18 protein-coding genes and 4 pseudogenes are annotated in these 18,680 nt (G+C 68.7%); 13 read left to right on the forward strand and 9 right to left on the reverse strand.

The features are described 5' to 3' along the window. Positions 1 to 525: 525 nt before the first annotated feature. Positions 526 to 1,086 carry an LLM class flavin-dependent oxidoreductase gene (locus IEZ19_RS29500; protein ID WP_229840978.1) on the forward strand — a complete coding sequence of 187 codons (561 nt, stop codon included), beginning with the start codon at positions 526 to 528 and terminating at the stop codon, positions 1,084 to 1,086. A 125-nt stretch (positions 1,087 to 1,211) separates the two neighbouring features. Here the strand turns inward: IEZ19_RS29500 and IEZ19_RS53645 are convergent. Beyond that, positions 1,212 to 1,436: pseudogene (locus IEZ19_RS53645) on the reverse strand (alpha/beta hydrolase); the annotation flags it as partial. 412 nt (positions 1,437 to 1,848) lie between these two features. Continuing rightward, complete coding sequence (locus IEZ19_RS29510) at positions 1,849 to 2,448, reverse strand: BlaI/MecI/CopY family transcriptional regulator (RefSeq protein ID WP_189314369.1); 600 nt, start codon at positions 2,446 to 2,448, stop codon at positions 1,849 to 1,851. 132 nt (positions 2,449 to 2,580) lie between these two features. Between IEZ19_RS29510 and IEZ19_RS29515 the strand changes: the two are divergent. Next, a pseudogene (locus tag IEZ19_RS29515) lies at positions 2,581 to 2,688 on the forward strand (IS5/IS1182 family transposase); the annotation flags it as partial. A 314-nt stretch (positions 2,689 to 3,002) separates the two neighbouring features. Continuing rightward, positions 3,003 to 3,296, forward strand: a complete 294-nt coding sequence (locus tag IEZ19_RS29520; RefSeq protein ID WP_229840980.1) for a transposase — start codon at positions 3,003 to 3,005, stop codon at positions 3,294 to 3,296. 243 nt (positions 3,297 to 3,539) lie between these two features. Here the strand turns inward: IEZ19_RS29520 and IEZ19_RS29525 are convergent, their stop codons facing one another. Both IEZ19_RS29525 and IEZ19_RS29530 read right to left on the reverse strand, forming a co-directional pair. Beyond that, entirely contained in the window at positions 3,540 to 3,698 is a 159-nt protein-coding gene (locus IEZ19_RS29525) for a hypothetical protein (protein ID WP_189314370.1), read from the reverse strand. A gap of 49 nt (positions 3,699 to 3,747) precedes the next feature. After that, complete coding sequence (locus IEZ19_RS29530) at positions 3,748 to 4,326, reverse strand: TetR/AcrR family transcriptional regulator (RefSeq protein ID WP_189314371.1); 579 nt, start codon at positions 4,324 to 4,326, stop codon at positions 3,748 to 3,750. A gap of 106 nt (positions 4,327 to 4,432) precedes the next feature. On the opposite strand from IEZ19_RS29530, the gene IEZ19_RS29535 reads away from it, so the two are divergent. From IEZ19_RS29535 to IEZ19_RS53655, 3 genes are read left to right on the forward strand one after another with little or no spacing between them, the layout of a single operon-like run. Then, complete coding sequence (locus IEZ19_RS29535; protein ID WP_229840983.1) at positions 4,433 to 5,560, forward strand: alcohol dehydrogenase catalytic domain-containing protein; 1,128 nt, start codon at positions 4,433 to 4,435, stop codon at positions 5,558 to 5,560. Then, a complete protein-coding gene (locus IEZ19_RS53650; protein ID WP_189314372.1) occupies positions 5,523 to 5,813 on the forward strand; it encodes an SDR family oxidoreductase in 291 nt (96 codons plus the stop codon). The genes IEZ19_RS29535 and IEZ19_RS53650 overlap by 38 nt, the downstream gene beginning before the upstream one ends. Then, the gene (locus IEZ19_RS53655; protein WP_373297069.1) at positions 5,791 to 6,111 is read left to right on the forward strand and encodes a putative quinol monooxygenase; all 321 of its coding nucleotides are present in this window, start codon (positions 5,791 to 5,793) and stop codon (positions 6,109 to 6,111) included. Before IEZ19_RS53650 ends, IEZ19_RS53655 begins: the two co-directional genes overlap by 23 nt. A gap of 628 nt (positions 6,112 to 6,739) precedes the next feature. Here the strand turns inward: IEZ19_RS53655 and IEZ19_RS29550 are convergent. Together IEZ19_RS29550 and IEZ19_RS29555 are read right to left on the reverse strand one after the other, a co-directional pair. Continuing rightward, positions 6,740 to 7,093 (reverse strand): antibiotic biosynthesis monooxygenase family protein, encoded by a 354-nt coding sequence (locus IEZ19_RS29550; RefSeq protein WP_189314374.1) that lies wholly within the window; start codon positions 7,091 to 7,093, stop codon positions 6,740 to 6,742. A gap of 586 nt (positions 7,094 to 7,679) precedes the next feature. After that, positions 7,680 to 8,642, reverse strand: coding sequence for an AraC family transcriptional regulator (locus IEZ19_RS29555; RefSeq protein ID WP_308429021.1), 963 nt, complete (start codon positions 8,640 to 8,642; stop codon positions 7,680 to 7,682). Between the two features lie 77 nt (positions 8,643 to 8,719). On the opposite strand from IEZ19_RS29555, the pseudogene IEZ19_RS29560 reads away from it, so the two are divergent. Next, positions 8,720 to 9,545, forward strand: a pseudogene (locus IEZ19_RS29560) (alpha/beta fold hydrolase). Between the two features lie 297 nt (positions 9,546 to 9,842). Here the strand turns inward: IEZ19_RS29560 and IEZ19_RS29565 are convergent. Then, complete coding sequence (locus tag IEZ19_RS29565) at positions 9,843 to 10,199, reverse strand: sigma factor-like helix-turn-helix DNA-binding protein (RefSeq protein ID WP_229841013.1); 357 nt, start codon at positions 10,197 to 10,199, stop codon at positions 9,843 to 9,845. Between the two features lie 137 nt (positions 10,200 to 10,336). On the opposite strand from IEZ19_RS29565, the gene IEZ19_RS29570 reads away from it, so the two are divergent. After that, on the forward strand, positions 10,337 to 10,948 hold the full coding sequence (locus IEZ19_RS29570; RefSeq protein WP_189314375.1) for a hypothetical protein: 612 nt from the start codon (positions 10,337 to 10,339) through the stop codon (positions 10,946 to 10,948). A gap of 224 nt (positions 10,949 to 11,172) precedes the next feature. Here IEZ19_RS29570 and IEZ19_RS29575 read toward each other — a convergent pair whose 3' ends face one another. Further along, positions 11,173 to 11,937, reverse strand: a complete 765-nt coding sequence (locus tag IEZ19_RS29575) for a LuxR family transcriptional regulator (RefSeq protein ID WP_229840986.1) — start codon at positions 11,935 to 11,937, stop codon at positions 11,173 to 11,175. A gap of 134 nt (positions 11,938 to 12,071) precedes the next feature. Next, on the reverse strand, positions 12,072 to 15,086 hold the full coding sequence (locus IEZ19_RS29580) for a S8 family serine peptidase (protein ID WP_229840987.1): 3,015 nt from the start codon (positions 15,084 to 15,086) through the stop codon (positions 12,072 to 12,074). 253 nt (positions 15,087 to 15,339) lie between these two features. Between IEZ19_RS29580 and IEZ19_RS29585 the strand changes: the two genes are divergently transcribed. The 5 genes and pseudogenes from IEZ19_RS29585 to IEZ19_RS29610 all read left to right on the forward strand — a co-directional run bounded on the left by IEZ19_RS29585 (position 15,340) and on the right by IEZ19_RS29610 (position 18,360). Beyond that, entirely contained in the window at positions 15,340 to 16,323 is a 984-nt protein-coding gene (locus IEZ19_RS29585) for a winged helix-turn-helix transcriptional regulator (RefSeq protein WP_189314376.1), read from the forward strand. A 58-nt stretch (positions 16,324 to 16,381) separates the two neighbouring features. Further along, positions 16,382 to 16,918: pseudogene (locus tag IEZ19_RS54205) on the forward strand (transposase); the annotation flags it as partial. Between the two features lie 413 nt (positions 16,919 to 17,331). Further along, a complete protein-coding gene (locus IEZ19_RS29600; RefSeq protein WP_189314377.1) occupies positions 17,332 to 17,778 on the forward strand; it encodes a MerR family transcriptional regulator in 447 nt (148 codons plus the stop codon). Beyond that, positions 17,759 to 18,073 (forward strand): mercuric ion transporter MerT, encoded by a 315-nt coding sequence (gene merT, locus IEZ19_RS29605; protein ID WP_189314378.1) that lies wholly within the window; start codon positions 17,759 to 17,761, stop codon positions 18,071 to 18,073. Before IEZ19_RS29600 ends, merT begins: the two co-directional genes overlap by 20 nt. Positions 18,074 to 18,087: 14 nt before the next feature. Beyond that, entirely contained in the window at positions 18,088 to 18,360 is a 273-nt protein-coding gene (locus IEZ19_RS29610; RefSeq protein ID WP_189314379.1) for a YnfA family protein, read from the forward strand. The last annotated feature ends 320 nt before the right edge of the window (positions 18,361 to 18,680 follow it).

An 18,680-nucleotide genomic window follows, 5' to 3' on the forward strand; every position in this document is an offset into this window, starting at 1 on the left:
GAGCCGACCTCGAACGGACCCGGCGATGGATCGCCGCCGAGCAGCGGCGCGAGCGGGAACGACGGCAAGGGGGCAGCGGTCCCAGCCGCGGCGTGGTGATCGTCGCCGCCGGTGACGCTCACCGCTGGTCTTCGGCGTTGGGGAACGGCTGAAGGAAGGGTCGCAGGGGACGCCCCGACTGGATGGCATGCGTGGCCCATACGAGTAGCCTCTGCCAGAGCCGCGCCGGGGCGGGTCCTCTGCACGGTCCGAGGGTCCCCCGTGCCTGACCGGGGTGTCCCTTCCCCTGTCCGGTCCCTCCCCTTCAGGCCGGCCCTCCGCAGTGAAACGGCCCCCTCGCCACCGAGCGGCCCCCAGGGACCGCCCGCCCTCGCCGCAGGCCTGTCATTCGTTCCGGCACCGCGAGGGCGTAGTGGCTGCCGGTCATGACGGCCACGCGCACGAACCGACCGCTGTGCGTCCCTGAGTGAAAACCGGGCCCGTGGCTCGGGCGGTGTTCTGTCCCCGTTATTGGCGCATTGCCGGGTGCCGTGGCAGAACCAGGCGCCCCTGGGACCCGTTTCGGCCTGCCCGCTGTCGGGCCGCCGATTACTCAACGGCCTGCGCGTCTTCCCGCACACCGAGTCCGGGACGATCCCGACCTGGGTCGGCGTTGGCGGCAGCCCCGAGTCGGTGGTGCGGACCGCACGCCACGGGTTCGCCCTGATGCTCGCCATCATCGGGGGCGACGTCGCCCGCTTCGCACCGTTCTCCGAGCTGTTCGGACGGGCACTGGCTGAGTTTGGGCAGCCGGTGCGGCCGGTGGGCGTGCACGCGCCCGGCCACGTGGCCGCCACGGACGAACAGGCGTGGGAGGAGTTCCTGCCGCATCTGGAGAAGACGATGCGCAAGGTGTCGGCCGAGCGCGGCTTCCGTCCCCCTACCCGGGCCGAGCTGATGCGGGACGTGGCGCCCGGCGGAGCCCTGCACGTGGGATCGCCCGAGACGGTGGCCCGCAAGATCGCCGACTCCCTCAGAACTCTCGGCGCGACCCGGTTCGACCTGAAATACGGCATGGCCGGCATGGCGCACGCGCACGTCCTGTGATGCGTCGAACTGTTCGGCACCAAGGTCGCCCCCATGGTTCGGGACATGCTCAGCCAGGAGTGACGCGCCGCCTGTTCGGGACGCTCGTCCCACGGCCCCAGGACTGATCCTCGAAGCCCGCCGATTCATGAATCGGCGGGCTCGGGAAGAGGTGCGCACGTGGTGTCCGCCTGCCGTCCGGGCTTGCGGTGAGGCAGGTCGCCGGTCGCCAGGCAGTCCGCGACAGCGTCATCGACACAGCTGTTCCCGTTGAGGGTGTTGGCGTGGTTGGTTCCGCCGGTCACGGCCAGCAGCGCCGAGTGAGGGAACCGTGAGCGCACTTCCAGGCTGCCCTCGAAGGGCGTGGCGGCGTCCTCGGTCTCCGACCGGCCGGCCGGACGCGGCGTCCCAGTAGAAGCAGGGCGAGTTCACCCATCTCCAGGCCCATGCCACGTCCGGCGCCTGCTCATGTGCCTTCCAGGTGTGCGTCGACCACGTGTCCCAGTTCTTGGGCCATGGGGCCTCCGTGCACTCCTGCGCTACGGAAACCGCCGCGTTGTCGTCGCACGCGGCCGCGACGGACTGTTCCTCCCAGCAGTCCACCTTGCGCAGCCTATTTCCGCGTCGGTGGCGGCAGCTCCTTGGTCGCGACTGCTGTCGGTGCCGGCGTGTGCCGGTGTAGACGTTGCGTGGGACCTCCTCCTCACAGGCGGAGTGCTCCAGTGCGGACCGACGAGACCAAACTGGCAGACCTGCGACATCCCGCCTGCGCGTAGGCGCTGCTCAGCCCTCGGAGTCCGAGGCCGGCTGCTCCTGCTGTTCGGGAGTCTTTTCGCCTGCTGTTGTGGTGTAGAAGACGGACCTTCCTTGCTTGGACCGTTCGGCGAGGCCCTTGGCGACAAGGTTCTCGACGGTGGTGCGTACGACCGTGGTCTTGATGTTGCGCTCAGGGTGGGCTTGAGCGAGTGCGGCGGTGACCTCCGCGGCGGAGCGGGGGTCGGTCTGCTGTGACAGGTGCCGGGTGACGAGTTCGACGAGCGTGGGCTGAGTCGCGTCACTGCTGACACTCGCTGTCTTGGCCGAGGTCTTCTTCGTTGTGGGCTTGGGCGCTGTGGCCGTCTTGCGGCGGGAGGCGGCCGCAGTTGTGCGAGGCGCGGGGACGGTCTTTTCGGCTGTGATGGGGACCGTGGTGTCGTTCTCCAGGGCTTTCTGCACGCCGAGCAGCACGGCCTGGTCGTGCTGGAGTGCGTTCAACTGCTGCTGGAGAGAGGCGACTTCGGCGCTGATGCGTTCCTGTTCCTTGGTGTTGCCTTCGAGATCGGCCGTTACCTGTTCGGCGTACTGGGCCTTGATGCCGGCTGTGTGTGACTGGACTTCGGTCATGGTCCTGCCCCTTATGTGCTGTGTTTTTAGTGCTGGGGGCGGATCGTACCCGCTGGTACGACGGACTCTCTACTCGGGCTCGAACTTGCTTGTGCGAGTTGTGCGCTTCTTTCCAGGCTGGAAGTTCGGGCATGTCCCGCCCGCATGAAGACCTGGAAGATCCAGCGCGACTGCCGCTTCAGAGGCGACGGCGTCCGCCACGCCATCCTCGGCATCGCCCACCTGCACGATCTGGCCCTCACCAGATGGGGGCGCCTGCCCTCTCTTGCGGCGCTGCGGGATGATGAGGGGCAGTGCCCTGGTAGCGGTCGTCAGCAATGGTGACCGCGTGGCCCGCGGCGGCCTTGGTGCATGCTGCATGGTCGCTTCCGCCAGCGCATGACCGCAGGCAAACGGCAGTTCAGCAGGAACCTCGCAACGACCACCGCTCAGGCGAACCCGTCGGCCACGGCCGCCAACGGAGGTGGCGTATTGAGTGGCCACTGCGCGCCCAGGTGTTCCGACGCGGCGGCCCGAAAGGTCTGCATGAGCGCGCACTTCGGATACGTGGACTGATGATGCTCCAGACATTCAAGGAGGCTTCTGCGCCTCGTAGTCACCCACCCGAGTTCCGGCGCAAGGTCCTCGATCTGGTCGAAGTCGTCCGGCCGTTCTCTCAGATCGCCCACGACCTTGGCATCAGCGAGCAGACGATCTACGTCTGGCGTCGTCAGCACATCATCGACACCGGGCAACTGCCGGGGCCGACCAGCGAGGACCAAGCCGAACTCGTGGCGGCACGACGGCGGATCGCCGAACTGGAGGCGGAATCGCCTCCTCCACCGCCGGGCAGCCGAGCTCATTGGTAAGGTGGTGCCCCCCAAAGACGCTTCGAGGCCGTCGCGGTGATGGCCGGCGAGGGCATGTCCTGTCCGTGCAGATGGCGATGAGAGTGCTCAACGTCTTTTGAGTCCGGCTGCTCGCCTGGCGCTCCCGCCGACCCTCTCCACGGTCTCTGCGACCTGGAGTCTCTGCACCCCGGGCCCCACTGCGTCGATCCATCGGGCGCCGTCATCATGAGGAACCACCTGCGGGAACGGCGTGGGCTCACCTCAGCCTTGACGGAACTTGTAGTCCACCGGATTCATTCCCGAGACCACCACCTGGACTCGGACCTGGCCTTCCCCGGGCTGGGGCACCTCGCGTTCGACCAGATGCAGCACCTTCGCCGCGGCATCGGTCCTTTCATACACGACGGCTTTCATCATCACGACTCTCAGCCGATGAACCCGGTAAGGCCAGGGTTTCGGGCAACGTCGGCTAAGCGGGCTCCCGCAGCCCGGGCACAAGGAGCCGGTCAAAGACACTGCTGAAGAAGGCGTCGAACGGCTTTGCTGAGCGGCTGCTTCGAGCCGCCACGAGAGCCCCTTCCCATGAGGACAGCAGGAAGATCGCGGTCGTATCCGGGTCGACCGTCGAGTCGACATCCCCCGTCATGACCGCGTCGCGCAGCGCCCCGGCCAGGGCATGGCTCCACTGGTCAAAGCCTTCGTGGATCTTGCCGCGCAGCGCCATGCTGTGGTCGGCCACCTCAGCACCGAAGTTTCCCAGCAGGCAGCCGCGGGTGAACCCGTACTGTTCCTGCTCATCACGCAAGAACTCGAAATGTCTGCGAAGTCGCACCAACGGTTCGACGGATCGGTCGGACAGCTCACCCAGGCGCCTTGTCTCCCCATACAGCTCCAGGACGACAAGAGCCAGGGCCTCCTTGCTCTCGAAGTGGTTGTAAACCGAACCCTTCGGCACGCCGGCCGCCTCTGCGATGTCCTTGATGCCGGCCGCGTTGTAGCCGTGTGTATGGAACCGGTCTACCGCCGCGTTGACGATCTCTTCGCGCATGCTTCGCCTGGCCATGAGCACCTCCGTCGTCCAATATGAACAGTCGTCTTGCTCTTGTGTCAACCGCGGGGGATCGCCTTGACCGTTTTAAAGTGACCGGTCATTATTGCGGCAGCCGCAGGTGCCCAGGGCTGACCACCAGCTCGAGCCATTGCCGCCTACTGCCGGCACGGCCAATCCGCCACCGATCAAGGATTCGCGTCCACGGAGGGTTTCCATGTCTGAATACCGAGCAGTCCAAGTCACCGGCTCACGCGTCTTCTCAGCCGTCCAGCGCGTTCAGGAGGCGCCGCGACCCGGCTTTGTGCGCCTGCGGGTCGAGGCCTGCGGTGTGTGCCACTCGGACGCACTGGCGGTTGAGGGACTGCGGGCCGACCCCTCGACGCCCATCGTTCCCGGCCACGAGATCGTCGGCGTGATCGACGAGGTGGGCGAGGGGATCAGCGCCTGGCGTGTAGGAGAACGTGTGGGCGTCGGATTCCTCGCCGGGCACTGTGGCGAGTGCGAGTCCTGCCGACGCGGGATCTTCATCCACTGCGAGAACCAACAACAGATGGGTACGACGGTGGACGGCGGATACGCCGACGTTGTGATCGCCCGAGCGAACGGTCTTGTCCGCATCCCGGAAGGACTTTCTCCCGTGGAGGCCGCGCCACTGCTGTGCGCCGGGCTGACATCCTTCATGGGACTGCGGTCCGTCGAGGCAGAGCCGGGAGCCCTGGTAGCAGTACAGGGCATCGGCGGACTCGGCCACCTCGCGCTCCAGTACGCTGCAAAGCTCGGCTATCGCGTAGCCGCGATCGCTCGCGGCAGGGAGAAGGAAGAACTGGCGCGGTCGCTCGGCGCTGACCACTACATCGACAGCATCGCCGAAGATCCGGGTCAGGCACTGCAGGGTCTGGGCGGCGCCGCTGCCGTTATCGCCACGGCAGCAAGCGGGCCCTCCATGTCGCCCCTTGTGCCCGGGCTCCGACCTCGCGGCCAGTTCGTCGTACTCGGTGTCGATGCCGAGCCCATCGCTGTACACACGGCAGACCTCGTCTTCGGCAGCCGCACGATCAGCGGCCGTCTTACCGGCACCCCGATCGACAACGAGGACAACCTGCGCTTCAGCCTCACACACGGCATCCGGCCGACAACCGAGGTGATGCCACTGTCCGACGCCCCCAAGGCATACGAACACATGATGTCGGGGAATGCCCGATTCCGTGTCGTCCTCGACACCTCGGCGTAACCCACCGCTACAGCTGGACAGCAAGGTTCATCGCGTCGGGACGCCGGCCGACGTGGCCGCGGCAGTGACGTTCCTCGTGAGCGACGAGGCAGCCTTCCTCACGGGTGTCGTCCTGCCCGTCGACGGGGGCGGCAGGAGTCGGGCAAAAGTCCGCGCCCGTGAGCGCCGTTGTGAAACAGGACGCCATCGGGCGGGCCCGGCAGGGCCGGCCCGATGGGCGTTCCGACCGAATGGGAGTGATTCATGGCGTTGACCACCGTGATCGCGCGGTTCCCCCCTTCATCGAGGGCGCATCCCTGACCGTGCGAAGCAAGTTGCCAGCCCTGACGGAGGTACTGCGCAACGAACCTGGCTGCGTGGCCTACGAACCGTATCTGGCTCCGGACTGCATGCTCGTCATCGTGGAACGATGGGCGGACCAGGAATCCTGTCTGACTCACAGGCGAAGCGCTGCGGCCGTTGAGCTCGGTACCGTGCTTCGGCCGTTGCTCTCCGACGCGTTCCACGTCTCTGTCGTGGAGCCACTGGCCGGACCCGGGCGGCGGAGCTGAGCACAGCCCCGGCGCCCGGGTCCGATCACCGGCTCGAACGCAGTGTGCAAAGCGGGGTCTCGCCGTGCTCCGCTTCGTGCACGGCCGCGAACCGGCCGGCGTGCTGGAGCCCCACCTGCGTGTGATCACCGCCACGCTGACGGTGTAGGAGTCCGCTGTCCGCAGCACAGTCGCACCGCGCGGAGGTGCGCCATCGGCGAGAGCCGCAGGAGGCGGCGGTAGCCGTGCTGGAGCGCTCGGACGCCGACCCCGCATCGCTCGGCGAGCGTCGTCACGTCCTGGGCTCAGATTCGATCGACTCGGCCGCCGTCTGGACGACCTTCGGCCGCGCCGACGTGGCCGCCGTGGCCGAGTTCTATCGTGTGCACTTCTCAGTCTCCGGCCGGGCCGAAGCGTGCTGCTGCGGCCTCGACCACCCCATCCCACCGGACGCCCTGTCTCGTGAAAGCTCGAGGCTAGAGATCGGCAGCAGCAGGCGAACAACTCGTGCTCCGAGTCGGACGGTTCCTGGGAAAGATTCCCCTCGGGACGGTCCGCCCACGCGGGTGCTTGATTCCCAGGTGAGCCTACGCCGCGGTGGGCAGCGACGAGATTGAGCCCGTCGTCGGCATCGGGCCGATATGGGCTCTTATGTGCGCTTGAACCCGTGGCTCCGTTCCACCTTCGCGACATGCAGCGTGTAGCTCTGGTACCACTCGACTTGCCCGCGCTTCTGCGCCGCGCCGTGCTCGGCGTTGCTCCGCCACTCCGTGAGGGCGTCGGTGTCGCGGAAGTACCCGACGGTGATGGACAGCCCACCAGGAGTCTGCGCGTGGTCCATCCCCAGGAACCCAGGGACGTCCTTCACCAGGTCTTCCATGCGTGCGTTGGTCTCGCTGTAGCCGCTCTGGTCCTGGGTTCGCACCGCAGTGAAGACAGCGACGTAGTAGGGGGGTTCATAGGCCTCGACGGGCGCGACAGGCGCTTTGGAGTGATCGCTCATATCGCCACTTTGAGGCAGGACGTGGCCAAGGATCCAGTGCCTTGCCCAAACGGGATACATAAGGGGTCCAGCTCTTGACCAAGGCTCTCCGAGCTTCCTTTCTGCGGCACTCTGACGGTGGGACGCGAGCCGAGAGGGGCTATCGAGCCGCGACGGCGTGCCACAGGGACAGGGCGAGTCCAGCGGCTGCAACCAGTACGGCGATGCTGGGGGAGAGGCCAGCGGGCTCGCTCCAGCACGGTGACTGTCTCGACCAGCAGCACCCCCACGCGCCTGACCGACGGCCTCACGGCCGTTGCCCGGGACGCGGACATGCGGATACAGGTCAATACGCTTCACCGCAGAATGATCAAGTGGTGGACGGCATGCATCGCTCGTGAAAGCCCGAGGCCAGTGGGATGGCCGGTGTGGCGCGAGGAGGTCGGCCGGCTGCATCCTGTCGAGGAACCAGGCGCGTACCCCCGTGAAGTTCTCTCCCTTTCACAGGCGGAAAATCGTCTCCCTCAAAGACCATGACGTACCGTCAGGTATTCCGGGCCGGGCCGGCCCACCTGACGAACGCAACGAGACCCCAGTCGTGCAAGGGTCATAGTGATCTCCGTGCCACCGGTGCCGCCGAGGTGACGCCGCTGCGCGATGGTGATGTCTGGTCGCTGGCCGCCGAGGGGCACAAAGACAAGGTCCGCGCGCATCCCTGACCAGCGCTCTGGTTCCGCGCCGATCCTGCCCAGCCCCAGGCGATGTCGTCGACCGCGAGGAACGGCTCGTTGATCACGGTCGCGGGGGTCAACCCGGTGAACGCCACGACGTCCCGGTGCAGGTGCGACTGGTCGGAGAAGCCGCCGTCGGCCGCGACTCCCGCCGCGTCCTGCCCCGCGACCAGGCCGTGGACGGCGTGGTCGAAGCGGACCAGCTTCGCCGCGCGCTTGGGCGACAGACCGACCTGTGACCGGAACCGGGACCACAGCTGTTTACGGCTCCACCCGAGCTCGGTCGCGAGGCACTCGATCCGGACCGTGCCCCGGCTGGCGGCGATCCGGCGCCAGGCCCAGGCCACCTCCGGGGCCACCCGCGACGCCGCCGCACATCGGCGAACGAGCCACGCGTCGATCCACGCGAAGCGGTCCGCCCAGGACGAAAACTCGCCCAAACGCTCACTGATCCGCGCCGACTCCCGGCCCCACAGGTCGTCGAGGGTCACCGCGGTGTTGTCGAGATCGGCCACGACACCGCCCAGAACGGCGTGTGCGACCACCGGTGACAGGCGCACCTGGAGGCACTCGAAGGCGTCGGCCCGCAGCGCGGCAAGGCGTTCGCCGAACCCGAGCCCGGTGACGAAGCTGCCCTGCTGCTGACGACCGGTGGTGTCCTCCACGGCGATCGTGCCGCCGAACACCAGCACCAGGGCCACGGCCGGGTGCGGGATGAGCCGGAGGGTGGGCGGGGTGATGCCACGGTCACGGAACCCGGCCATGGTGACCCCAGGCACGCGGATGGGCCGCGTGGGACAGGTGATTTGCCACAGCAGGTCGTCCGTTTCGGCCCTCATTCTTCGATGCTACGCACGTTGGCCGACCGGAGCATTTGTCCAAGCCGGCGGCCCGTACCGGCGACCACAGTGCCTGTATGGCTACTTCCGAGAACACGTCACGCCCCACCACCGAGGAAACGACCCTGTCCCTGACCGACGGCGAGATCCACGTCTGCCAGGACGGCCCCCGCCACGCCCCCACACTCCTGCTCATCCACGGGACCGCCGCGTCGGCCCGCTCGTGGGAACCGATGGTTCCGCTGCTGACCAGGTCACACCGGGTCATCCGGATCGACCTGCTCGGGTGCGGCCGGTCAGGGAAACTGGACGACGCCAGCTACGCGGTCGAAGACCAGGCCCGCCGGGCCGGCGAAGCACTCGACTGGCTCGGCGTCGACCACGCCGGCGTCGTCGGCCACTCCAGCGGTGGGGTGTTCGCCACCGCCCTCGCCGAGCAACGGCCCAACCTCGTCAGCGCGATCGTGCTCATCAACACCGGACCCCACATGGCCGCCTACATTGCGACGGAGGTCCCCCTCCGGGTGACGTCGTGGGCGGACCTGACAGACGACCAGATTCGCCTGGCCATGAGCGACGGCTTCCACGAGGGCTTCGAGATCCCCCAGGATTACGTGGACCAGTTCCGAGACATCGACTTCCACGTGTTCGGGGCGACGTCGCAGGCGATCCACGCGTTTCTCGACGAGCGGCCGCTCCCGGCACGGCTGGCGCCGCTCGGCAAGCCGCTGCTGGTGCTCTTCGGCGAGGAGGACCGCAGGTGGCTCCCCACGTCCGCAGCCGACTACCGCGCCGTCCCCGGTACGACGGTCACGATGCTGCCCGGCCTACGGCCACTCACCCAACCTCGAGGACCCGCCGCGGACCGCCGTGCCACTTCTGGCCTTCACCGAGGGCCTGTGATAGGCGGACGACGCCGCCCTCCACATGTGACCGCCCCCATCGGGCACGGACGGCGGCGTCTCCAGCCCGGCGCCTCATGCGAGCGACGGGGGCACACTGCTGGGGACCAGCTGGGCGAAACGACACCTACGGATCCGCGCTCGCAGCGCATCCTGGCAGGTCGCAGAGGCGGCCAACTACCAACTCGGGCGCACAGCCCATCGTTCAACACCGGCCTGCCCATGCTGAATCCCCGGATGGCCCCTGGCCTCGACGGTCGCACCGTACGGCGAAACTGACGCCTCGTCACTGCCGCTATCAGAACGGGCCTCCACCGACCGTGGCAGGTGAAGCCGGGCCGGCCGGCGCCAGTCGGGGGCGGGGAGGCGCAGGCTCAGGCCGCTTCCTGCGCCACCCGGCCACGCAGTTTCGCAAGGCGTTGCAGTGGCGGGACTTGATCGTTCCCGTGGGTACACCGAGGATGCCTGCCGACTCCTGGATGGTCCTGCCGTGCCAGTACAGGTGCACCAGGACCAACCCCTGTTCCGGGGGGCAACAGTTGCAGCGGGGGCCGGGCAACCATCGCCGTGAGCACGCGGTCGGCACGGTCGTCGTCCGACGCCGCGCCGTGGGTGTCAGGGGCGGCCTGATCGGACGCTGCCCAGGGCGAAACATCTCCGCGTGCACGACCTCCTCTGCCTGGAACCGACACACCCCGCTGGCCAGAGACCTGAACGAACTACCCGCGAAGCAGGGAGGTGATTTCGTCCTCAGCTACCGGTGAAGGACGGCTCGGCTGAGACGATGCCTCAGTGAACCACTTCGCGTATTCCAGCATCGGTCCTGGTCATGACCGGCGGCATCTCCCGAAGCCGAGGCGAGCCGAGCCCGGCCAGTGGCCGAAGCTGGAGGCTGCACTCGCCGTGGTCAACCGCGACCTGATGGCGACTCTGCCGGGTCAAGACCGGCTGATACTGATGGTTGCCCCGTCTTGGCGGCCTTTGCCCCCGAGCGGGATTGACAGAGGCCAGGTCTACGTGGCGATGCCAGACGGCCGTTGGCACGGAAATCCGGTGAACGCGCGCGACCTGGAGGAGGGCGACCCGCCAGAGCCGGACGATGCGCCGACGGTCCTGACCGTGGTCGCGGATGCGGCGCAGGCGACCATCATGGAGCTGCTCTGGCAGGTCTGGCCGATCTGCTGGGAACACAAGATCGGAATGCACCCTCGTCCCGCAGGGACGACTGACTGCTGGTACCAGGGCGAAACGGACGCGGCCGGCCCACCGGTGTGGTGGTGCCGGGGCAGCCGGGACGGCAAATGCCACGACGTCTCCCTGGTGGGCGAGTTGGCCGCCACCCTGCCGGGAAAGCAGCGTCGCGCACTGCGGCGCAGCGAGCGTAAACGCGACGGTCGTCGATAGCCGCGCGGCCAGACAACTGCCCGTTGTCCCAGAATCCACCATCCGCTGCCGCCTGCGAAGTACGGAAGCATTGAAGCAAGGGCGGCGTTGATCGTCTTGGTGTGCTTGGTGTGTTTGTGTCCCTCTCCGGCCTGTGCCGCAGTGTCAGATGTTTGTGCTCAACATGGTTGACGCCGTTGTGTCTTGCGCGGATATTGAGCCGAACCGTGTGTCATCGGAGCACTTCAGACCCACCCGCGTCGGGCCGCTGCCACGCCGGCGCCGAACCGGTTGGTGGTGCCCAGTTCCCCGTAGAGGTCCTGGATGCGGCGCCGTAGCGTCCGCGTCGAGATCCCGAACTGGCGGGCGATGGTGTCGTCTTTGACACCCGCGGCGAAGAACGCGAGGAGCTTGCGCTCGTCCTCGGTGGGGGGCCGGGGCTGATCGCTCACCGCGGCCGGCGCCGCCGACCGGGGGCCGGGGACACCGCTCAGGGGCGAGGCGGCGCTCCAGTAGTGCTCGAAGAACTCGGTGAGCGCGTCCAGCAAGGGGGACGCCTCGGTGTAGAGGCACTCAGGACTGTCGGGCGACAGGTCCAGTGACACCATGGCCGCCGACCGGTCCGCGATTGCCAGTTTGATGGGCAGGGACGGCACGACCCTGGCCTCCTCGCCACGCGAGACGAGACTGCCCAGTTCCTGCCAGCTGGCTTCGGTGTCGAAACTGGCGGCGGCGTAGACGGCACGCACCCGCACGCCGCGCCCGATCGCGGCTTCGTCCATCGGCTCGTTCGGAGCGAGGAGGAACGGCGGGCGTCCCAGCGCGGAGAACTCCTCCTGGGCGGCCTGCTTCAGACGGTAGTAGTGGTCACCGACCGCCTCCGGGCCGCTGATCGTCCTGGTCGCGGGTACGGCCGCGCTGCCGCGCCGAGCGTTGTCGAATATCTCCCCCAGCGGACCCGCCGCCTCCTGCACGGCGGCCAACTCAGGGCGGATACCGCTCGTGTGCATGGACTGGGCCCCCTTCTGATGTGTCATGGTCCGGGGGCGAAGTCGGGGACAAGGCCGCACAACGTGGTGGGCCCCGGGCCGGGGGTCGGTGAACCCCCGGCCCGGGGCCGGTCAGGAAGGCGAGGGACGGCAGGTCAGCCGATGGTGACCAGGGTCCCGGCGCCGTTCGGGTAGGCGACGTAGCCTGTGGCGGGCTTGTCGCCGGGTACGCCCGACCACGAGGCGGTGAGCGTCACGGGGACGCCCGGGGTGGTCGCCGGGTGGGTGGGCGACACCGTGAAGGTGCCGGGTGCGGTCGGGCCGTCCGGCGTGACCAGGTTCGACTGGAAGGTGAAGGGCGTGCTCGTGGTACCCGGCGCGTTCCCGAGGTTGACCACGATGGCGACGTAGTTGCCCGGCTTGAGGGTGCTCAGGCTGACCAGCGGCCGGTTCTGCTCGAGAGCGATGTCGCCGACCACGAACGGCTTCTGGCCGTCACCCGGGTTGTAGGCGATCAGCAAGGTCAGCTTGGCGTCGGGGTTGTCCGGCGTCACGAAGAACTGCCCGGCCCTGGTGCCCTCGGGGACGGTGAACGCGAAGTCCTGCTCGCTGTTGTCCGGCGAGGACACCGATCCCTTGACCGAGGGGCCGACGATGGGACCGATCGCCTGGGGCGTGAGGTTCGCGGTGCCCGGCGTGACGGAGAAGGCCGCGCTGCCGCTGCCCGCGGGGCCGCTCACGGCGTTCGGCGCGAGCACGCTCCACGGCGTGATGACGACGGGACTGCGCACCTCGGTGCCGCCGTGCGTCCACACCAGCGAGCCGGTGGTCAACTCGCCCGAGGGTGCGGTGGTCTGCTCGAAGGTGATGGTGAACTTCGCGGTCTGCCCCGCCTTGTTGAAGGTCAGGGTGGACGGGTGAACGGTGGCCTTCATGCCCGGCACGTCGACCGTGGCGCGGTACGTGCCGGCGGCGACCGCCGTGACCTCGCGGGTGACGGTCTGCGAGCCGACCAACTGGCCGATCGATATGGACGGGTAGTTGAGATCGCTGGGGCCAACGGCCTTCACTCCGGTTCCGGTGTCGACCCCCAGGCCCTCCAGGTAGGCCAGCCAGTCCTGCTCCGAGGAGTCGTAGACCAGGCCGGGGTTGAGCATGTCGGAGGGGTTCACCTCACCGGCGCCCTGGGCGTACACATCCGTGTTGTCCGCGCCCGACGCGGTCTTGGTGTCCACCGTGGTGGTCATCATCGCGGACTTGACCGCCATCGGCGACCAGGTGGGGTGCTGGGCGAGGTACAGCGCGGCGAGGCCCGAGATCTGCGGCGTCGCCATCGATGTGCCGCTGAGGAAGTCGAAGGTGTGGCCGGAGTTGGACGGGGGCGCCACCGCGGCGAGGATGCCGACTCCTGGAGCGGCGATGTCGGGCTTGAGCAGGTCGCCCTTGTTCACCACGGAGGGTCCGCGCGATGAGAACGGCGCGATCTGCGGGTAGGGCTGGCCCGTCGTGCCGCCCGGAACCAGGCTGGCCGTGGCGCCCTGCGTCGCGGCGTACGCGCGTACGTTCGCGGCGTCCGGGACGTTCAGGTGCACGGTCGGAATGCTGTGCAGATCGGCGTCGGTCTCCAGGTCGGTGCGGTTGACCAGCACCATGCCCACGCCGCCGGCCCGGGCGACCTCGGCGGACTTGGCCACCCGAGGGTTGACCCCACGGTCGCAGACCACGATCGTGCCCGCCACCTTCGCCGGGTCCAGGGAGCCGTCCTGGCACAGCTGGGCGTCGGAGGTGGTGGCGCTTGCGTTCTTCACGTTCTCGGCGAGCACCAGGGGCTTCGGGCCGACCGTCGTCTCGACCGTGGTGCTGGAGCCGACGAAGCTGTGGCCGTCGCCGAGCTGCACCGTGGCCTCGTACGGCTGGATGGTGCTGGCAGCGACCGTCGTCGTCCAGGGTGCGACGTTGTCGAGGCTGGACGGGTCCGGGCCGGAGTTGCCGGCGGCCGTGGAGACGAAGATGCCCGCGGCGGCCGCTGTGCGGAAGGCCGCCTGAACCGGGCTGTCGGGGCCGGTCTCGATGATCGACCCCGCCGAGTAGTTGAGCACATCCACGCCGTCGGCGACGGCCTGGTCCACAGCGGCGACGATGTCCGAGTTCAGGGCCCCGGAGTCGCTGGCCGACTTGCCTGTCCAGAACGCCTTGTACACGGCGATCGCTGCGCCCGGCGCGACGCCGGAGATTTTTCCGAAGTCCCGGTTGCCCACGGTGACATCGACGTCGGCGTCACCGGCGGCCGTCGACGCGGTGTGCGTGCCGTGGCCCTCGCCGTCCCGCGGGGAGATGTAGTCGGCTCGGCGCTCCGGGGGGACGATCGACGTCCATCCGTCGCCGAAGTAACGGGCGCTGATCACCTTGCTGTTGCAGGCGCTCATGGTGAACTGCTCGCCGGTCTGGCAGGTTCCGGTGAACGTGCTGCCGTCGGCCTTGTGCATCACGGTCGTGGAGCCCTGCAGGTAGGGGCGGTACGGGTTCTTCGCCGTCGGGCTGGCGGTGCCCAGCGGCGAGGCGGCGAACGAGGGGCTCTCCGGCCAGATTCCGGTGTCGATGTCACCGATCACCACGCCCTTGCCCGCGTTCGCGGTGCCGCCGAGCGACGCCCACAGGCCGTGCTTCCCGGAAAGGCCGAGGAAATCGGTGGAGTTCTTGTCGTCGTTCGTCTTGTTCCACGTGTCCGGGGTGACCGACAGGACCCCGGGCTCACCGGTCAGCTTGACGGCCTGGGCGGCGGACAGGGTGGCGGTGAAGCCGTTCGTGGCGACGGCGTAGCGGTCCTTGACCTTGGCACCGACGGTGGCCGCGACACCGTTCTGCTGCCGCGTCAGGTGGTCACGGTAGCGCCGCGCGTTGGCGCTGGCCACGTTCACCTTTGCGCCCTTGGCCGGTGCGGTGGCGGCGATGCCGTCAACACCGCCCTGGTAGGTCACGATGGGTTTGTCGGCAAGGGTGACGACGTAGCGGCCGGCCGCCAGGTGGGACGCGGTCGGGACGGGAGCGGGAGCAGCGGCGGCCGCGGGGGACTGCATGGTCGCGGGCAGGGCGGTTGCGGCGACGAGGGCGATCGTCGCGAGCGCGGCGGATCTGCCGCGTGGGGTGGGGGCCAACTCAGGGTCCTCCATGAGGGGGAGGGGCCGGAGCGGGTGCTGCTCCGGCCCGTACGGCGGGGAAGCGCGAGCACGAGAGCGAGACGAGCCCTGGGGGGAGCGAAGTTGACGCCTCGACCTCGATGTGTTCGCGACAATGAAGTGAACGATGCGTCAAGGGGCGGCGTCCAGGGGCTCGAGTGGCGTCCTCTGGCCAATGGCCGAGGACGCCACGGTGTGCCGTCTGTGGTCTCCTGCTGGCAGGAACGTGAGGACGAGGAGTGAGGCCGTGCTCGATGCCCTGGGAATCAGCGACTTCGACGAGCGGATATACCGCGCCCTACTCGCACACGGAGAGATGACGGCACAGGAAGCCGCCGAGCAGGCCGCCGTTTCGCCGGGCGGTGCACGGCGTGCGCTTGCCCGGCTCGCCGAACTCGGCCTGGTGCGCCGTACGAGCCGGGCCCGTTACCAACCCGCGCGGCCCGAGGAGGCGTTGACGGCACTGCTGACCAGGCGCCGGCTGGAGGCCGAGTCCGCCTTCGACAAGGTGCGCTCGGCGGTGGAGGACCTCAGACAGGAGTACCGGGCCGGGCGGCTGCGCACCGACCCGGGCAACCTTGTCGAGGTACTGAGCGGACGGGACGTCGTCATGGAGCGCATGGACGAGCTCAGGCGAACGATCAGCACGCATTTGTGGGTCCTCGACAAACCTCCCTATGTGGAACGGGTCGACGGTGACCCGCACAGCAACGATGAGGAGAAGGCCCAAACCACGGAGTGGCTCCGGCGCGGTGTGGAGGTGCGCTCCATCTACTGCCCCGAGTCGATGGAGCGTCCGGGAAGGTTCGACACCGTCCTTGAACTGACCGAACTCGGCGAGAAGGCCCGCCTCCTGCCGAGGCTCCCGTTCAAGCTCCACATCGTCGACCGGAAGGTCGCCCTCGTCCCGTTGATCGGTGGCGGTTACGACGGCCTCGCCGTCGTGCGCCCCTCGGGACTTCTGGACGCGCTCATCGAGCTCTACGAGGCCTACTGGGCCCGCGCCGAGCCGATCCGGTCGGCCACCGCATCGCTCGACGACGGCCCCAGCCGGGAAGAGGCCCTGCTGCTGTCCATGCTCAAGGCGGGGCTCAAGGATCAGGCCATAGCGCGCCAGCTGGGCTGGAGCCCCCGCACTGTCACCCGGAAGATCGCCGCCCTGATGACCCGCCTCGGCGCCGACACCCGCTTCCAGGCAGGCATCGAAGCGACGGCGCGCCGCTGGATCTAGATGATCGAATCCAAGGGATCGGCTGCGCGCACAAGGGGAGGGAGCCCAACGTCGGTGTGTGAGGACAGAGCTGGACTCCCTCGCCACCGCACTCATCGGGATGGCTCCGCAACCGGCCGATGCCGAGCTGGTCACGCTCGTGATGATGCAGGCCATGCCGGGCTTCACCTCCGAGGCCAAGTGGCTTCGCTACGCCCGCTCCCACCTGCGGCATCTCTTCCCCTGCCTGCCGAAGCAGCCCGGCTACAACAAGTGCCTGCGCAAGGCCGCCGAGTTGCTGCGGCGAGCGACCCGGCTGCTGGCCACCGACACCTCCGTATGGAGCGACGACGTGTGGATCGTGGATTCCACGCCGGTGGAGTGCGGACACTCCCGCGAGACCGTCAAACGCTCCGACCCGGCCGGATGGGCCGAGTACGGGTACTGCGCCAGCCACAGCCGCTTCTTCTGTGGCCTGTGCCTGCACCTGGTGTGCACCCTGCAGGGCCTGCCGATCGCCTTCGCCCTGACCGGGGCCGAGGCCGACGAACGCGAGACTCTGCTGGACCTGCTTGCCGCCGAACCGGGCCTGACCGCCGCCCGGCCCGGACAGACGCCGCTTGCAACCGGTACCTGGGTACAGGTTTACCGTCGGAGGTGTCCCCAGCGGCGGGATGTGATGACGGGAGTGAGTGCGATGACGGATATGGCGTGGGTGCCGCAGTCCTGCACACTGCCCACCGAGGAGCGGCCTCTGCGGGTCGCCGAGTGGGACGCGCTGTTCGCCGAGCGGCTGACCGCCCTGGCCCACCCCCAGGCGCTGCGCCTGCGCCTCGACCTGGTCGGAGGACCGGGGGTCGTCGACCGGATCCGTGACCTGGCGGAGCGTGAGGGCGGCTGCTGCTCGTTCTTCGCCTTCACCGTCACTCCGGGCGAGGACTTGGTCCACCTGGAGATCACGGTGGACCAGGCGCACGAGGCCGTTCTGGCGGCCATCGCCGCGCGGACGGGCACGGCGGGGGAGGCGCGGTGAGCACGGGCCTGCGCAGTGGGCAGGTGGCCGAGGCGGCCGGGGTGAATGTCCAGACGCTGCGCTACTACGAGCGGCGCGGTCTGCTGGCCGAGCCGGAGCGCAGCAACGGCGGGCACCGCCTGTACGGCGAGGAGGCAGTGACCGCGCTGCGGGTCATCAAGGCCGCCCAGCGCCTGGGGTTCACGCTGGATGAGGTGGCCGAGCTGCTGGAGGCCGGGCGCCATCGCCACGGCCGCCCGGTCGCCGGGTTGCAGGAGCGGGCGGCCTCCAAGCTCGCCGAGGTCGACGCGAAGATCGCCGACCTCAGTACGATCCGCACCGCCCTGGCCGCGGCCGTCGAAGCGGGCTGCGACGACCTGACCGTCTGCGCCTCGATGGACTGCTGCCCCATTCCCTTCACCGACCTCGCCGAGGAGAACCGCCATGCCGGCCCCTGCTGCTGATCCGCACCCCCGCAAGACGCCGAGGGTGCTCGCGGCTCTGGCCGCCCTGGCCTGCGTGGCGTGCTGCGCGCTGCCCGTCCTGATCACCGCGGGAGTCCTGGGTGCCGGCGCCGGGGCGGTGGTGGGCTGGCTGCCCGCCCTCGCCGTCGTCCTGGCCGTGCTCGCCGGCGGAACCTGGTGGCTCGGACAACGCCGCCACGCCTGCTCCTGCACGCCCGAAGCGGCTGGTGAGGACGGGTGCGGGTGCCAGTCGTCGCCGCACCCAGTGAAGATCACCGGAATGGGCCGTCAGTAGGGTCACCGGCCTGGTTGTCGCTCGCTCTGTTCGAGATCGGCGGCGCCTGGCTGGTGTGGCAGGGCATCCGTGCACACAAGGGCTGGATCTGGGCCGGCGCCGGCGTCATCTCCCTGGGCCTGTACTCAGTCGTCGCCACCTGGCAGCAGGATGACAACTTCGGCCGGATCCTCGCCGCCTGCGGCGGGATCTTCGTCGCCGGGTCCATGCCCGATCTGCTGATCACCTTCGACCCTCCGTACATGCTTGTCACGGACCGTCTCATCGAGGAGACAGCCGTCTTCTGACACCTTCGCGGCCCTGGGGCGGTCGCGTAAACGTGGCGCTGCGCCTGGGCCTCCGGTCCCCAGCTTCCCCCAGCGTGTCGCGACGCCTGCGTCATTCGGCGCCATGACCGGCCGAAGTACGTCCGCGCTCATGTCCACGGACACTTGCGCTGTCCGCCCGGACCACGGCACCGCCGGCAACGACAACACCATCGAGGTGCGGCGCGCGACGGTCGCCGGCGTGCGTCCCCGGCACGGGCCTGGCGCGCAACGCCCGGATACCGAAAGCGCCTCTTGCGCACCGGCAACTGCGGTTCGAGCCGGTCCCACAGCTCATCCGA

The organism is Streptomyces brasiliensis, assembly GCF_014647875.1.
GTDB lineage: Bacteria > Actinomycetota > Actinomycetes > Streptomycetales > Streptomycetaceae > Streptomyces > Streptomyces brasiliensis.

Excerpts from the sequence above, each read along its gene's own strand:
- IEZ19_RS29510 (WP_189314369.1), bottom strand. The coding sequence starts at position 2,448 with ATGACCGAAGTCCAGTCACACACAGCCGGCATCAAGGCCCAGTACGCC.
- IEZ19_RS29520 (WP_229840980.1), top strand. The coding sequence starts at position 3,003 with ATGATGCTCCAGACATTCAAGGAGGCTTCTGCGCCTCGTAGTCACCCA.
- IEZ19_RS29530 (WP_189314371.1), bottom strand. The coding sequence starts at position 4,326 with ATGCGCGAAGAGATCGTCAACGCGGCGGTAGACCGGTTCCATACACAC.
- IEZ19_RS53650 (WP_189314372.1), top strand. The coding sequence starts at position 5,523 with ATGCCCGATTCCGTGTCGTCCTCGACACCTCGGCGTAACCCACCGCTA.
- IEZ19_RS53655 (WP_373297069.1), top strand. The coding sequence starts at position 5,791 with ATGGGAGTGATTCATGGCGTTGACCACCGTGATCGCGCGGTTCCCCCC.
- IEZ19_RS29550 (WP_189314374.1), bottom strand. The coding sequence starts at position 7,093 with ATGAGCGATCACTCCAAAGCGCCTGTCGCGCCCGTCGAGGCCTATGAA.
- IEZ19_RS29555 (WP_308429021.1), bottom strand. The coding sequence starts at position 8,642 with ATGAGGGCCGAAACGGACGACCTGCTGTGGCAAATCACCTGTCCCACG.
- IEZ19_RS29565 (WP_229841013.1), bottom strand. The coding sequence starts at position 10,199 with ATGTTTCGCCCTGGGCAGCGTCCGATCAGGCCGCCCCTGACACCCACG.
- IEZ19_RS29575 (WP_229840986.1), bottom strand. The coding sequence starts at position 11,937 with ATGCACACGAGCGGTATCCGCCCTGAGTTGGCCGCCGTGCAGGAGGCG.
- IEZ19_RS29580 (WP_229840987.1), bottom strand. The coding sequence starts at position 15,086 with ATGGAGGACCCTGAGTTGGCCCCCACCCCACGCGGCAGATCCGCCGCG.
- merT (WP_189314378.1), top strand. The coding sequence starts at position 17,759 with ATGCCGGCCCCTGCTGCTGATCCGCACCCCCGCAAGACGCCGAGGGTG.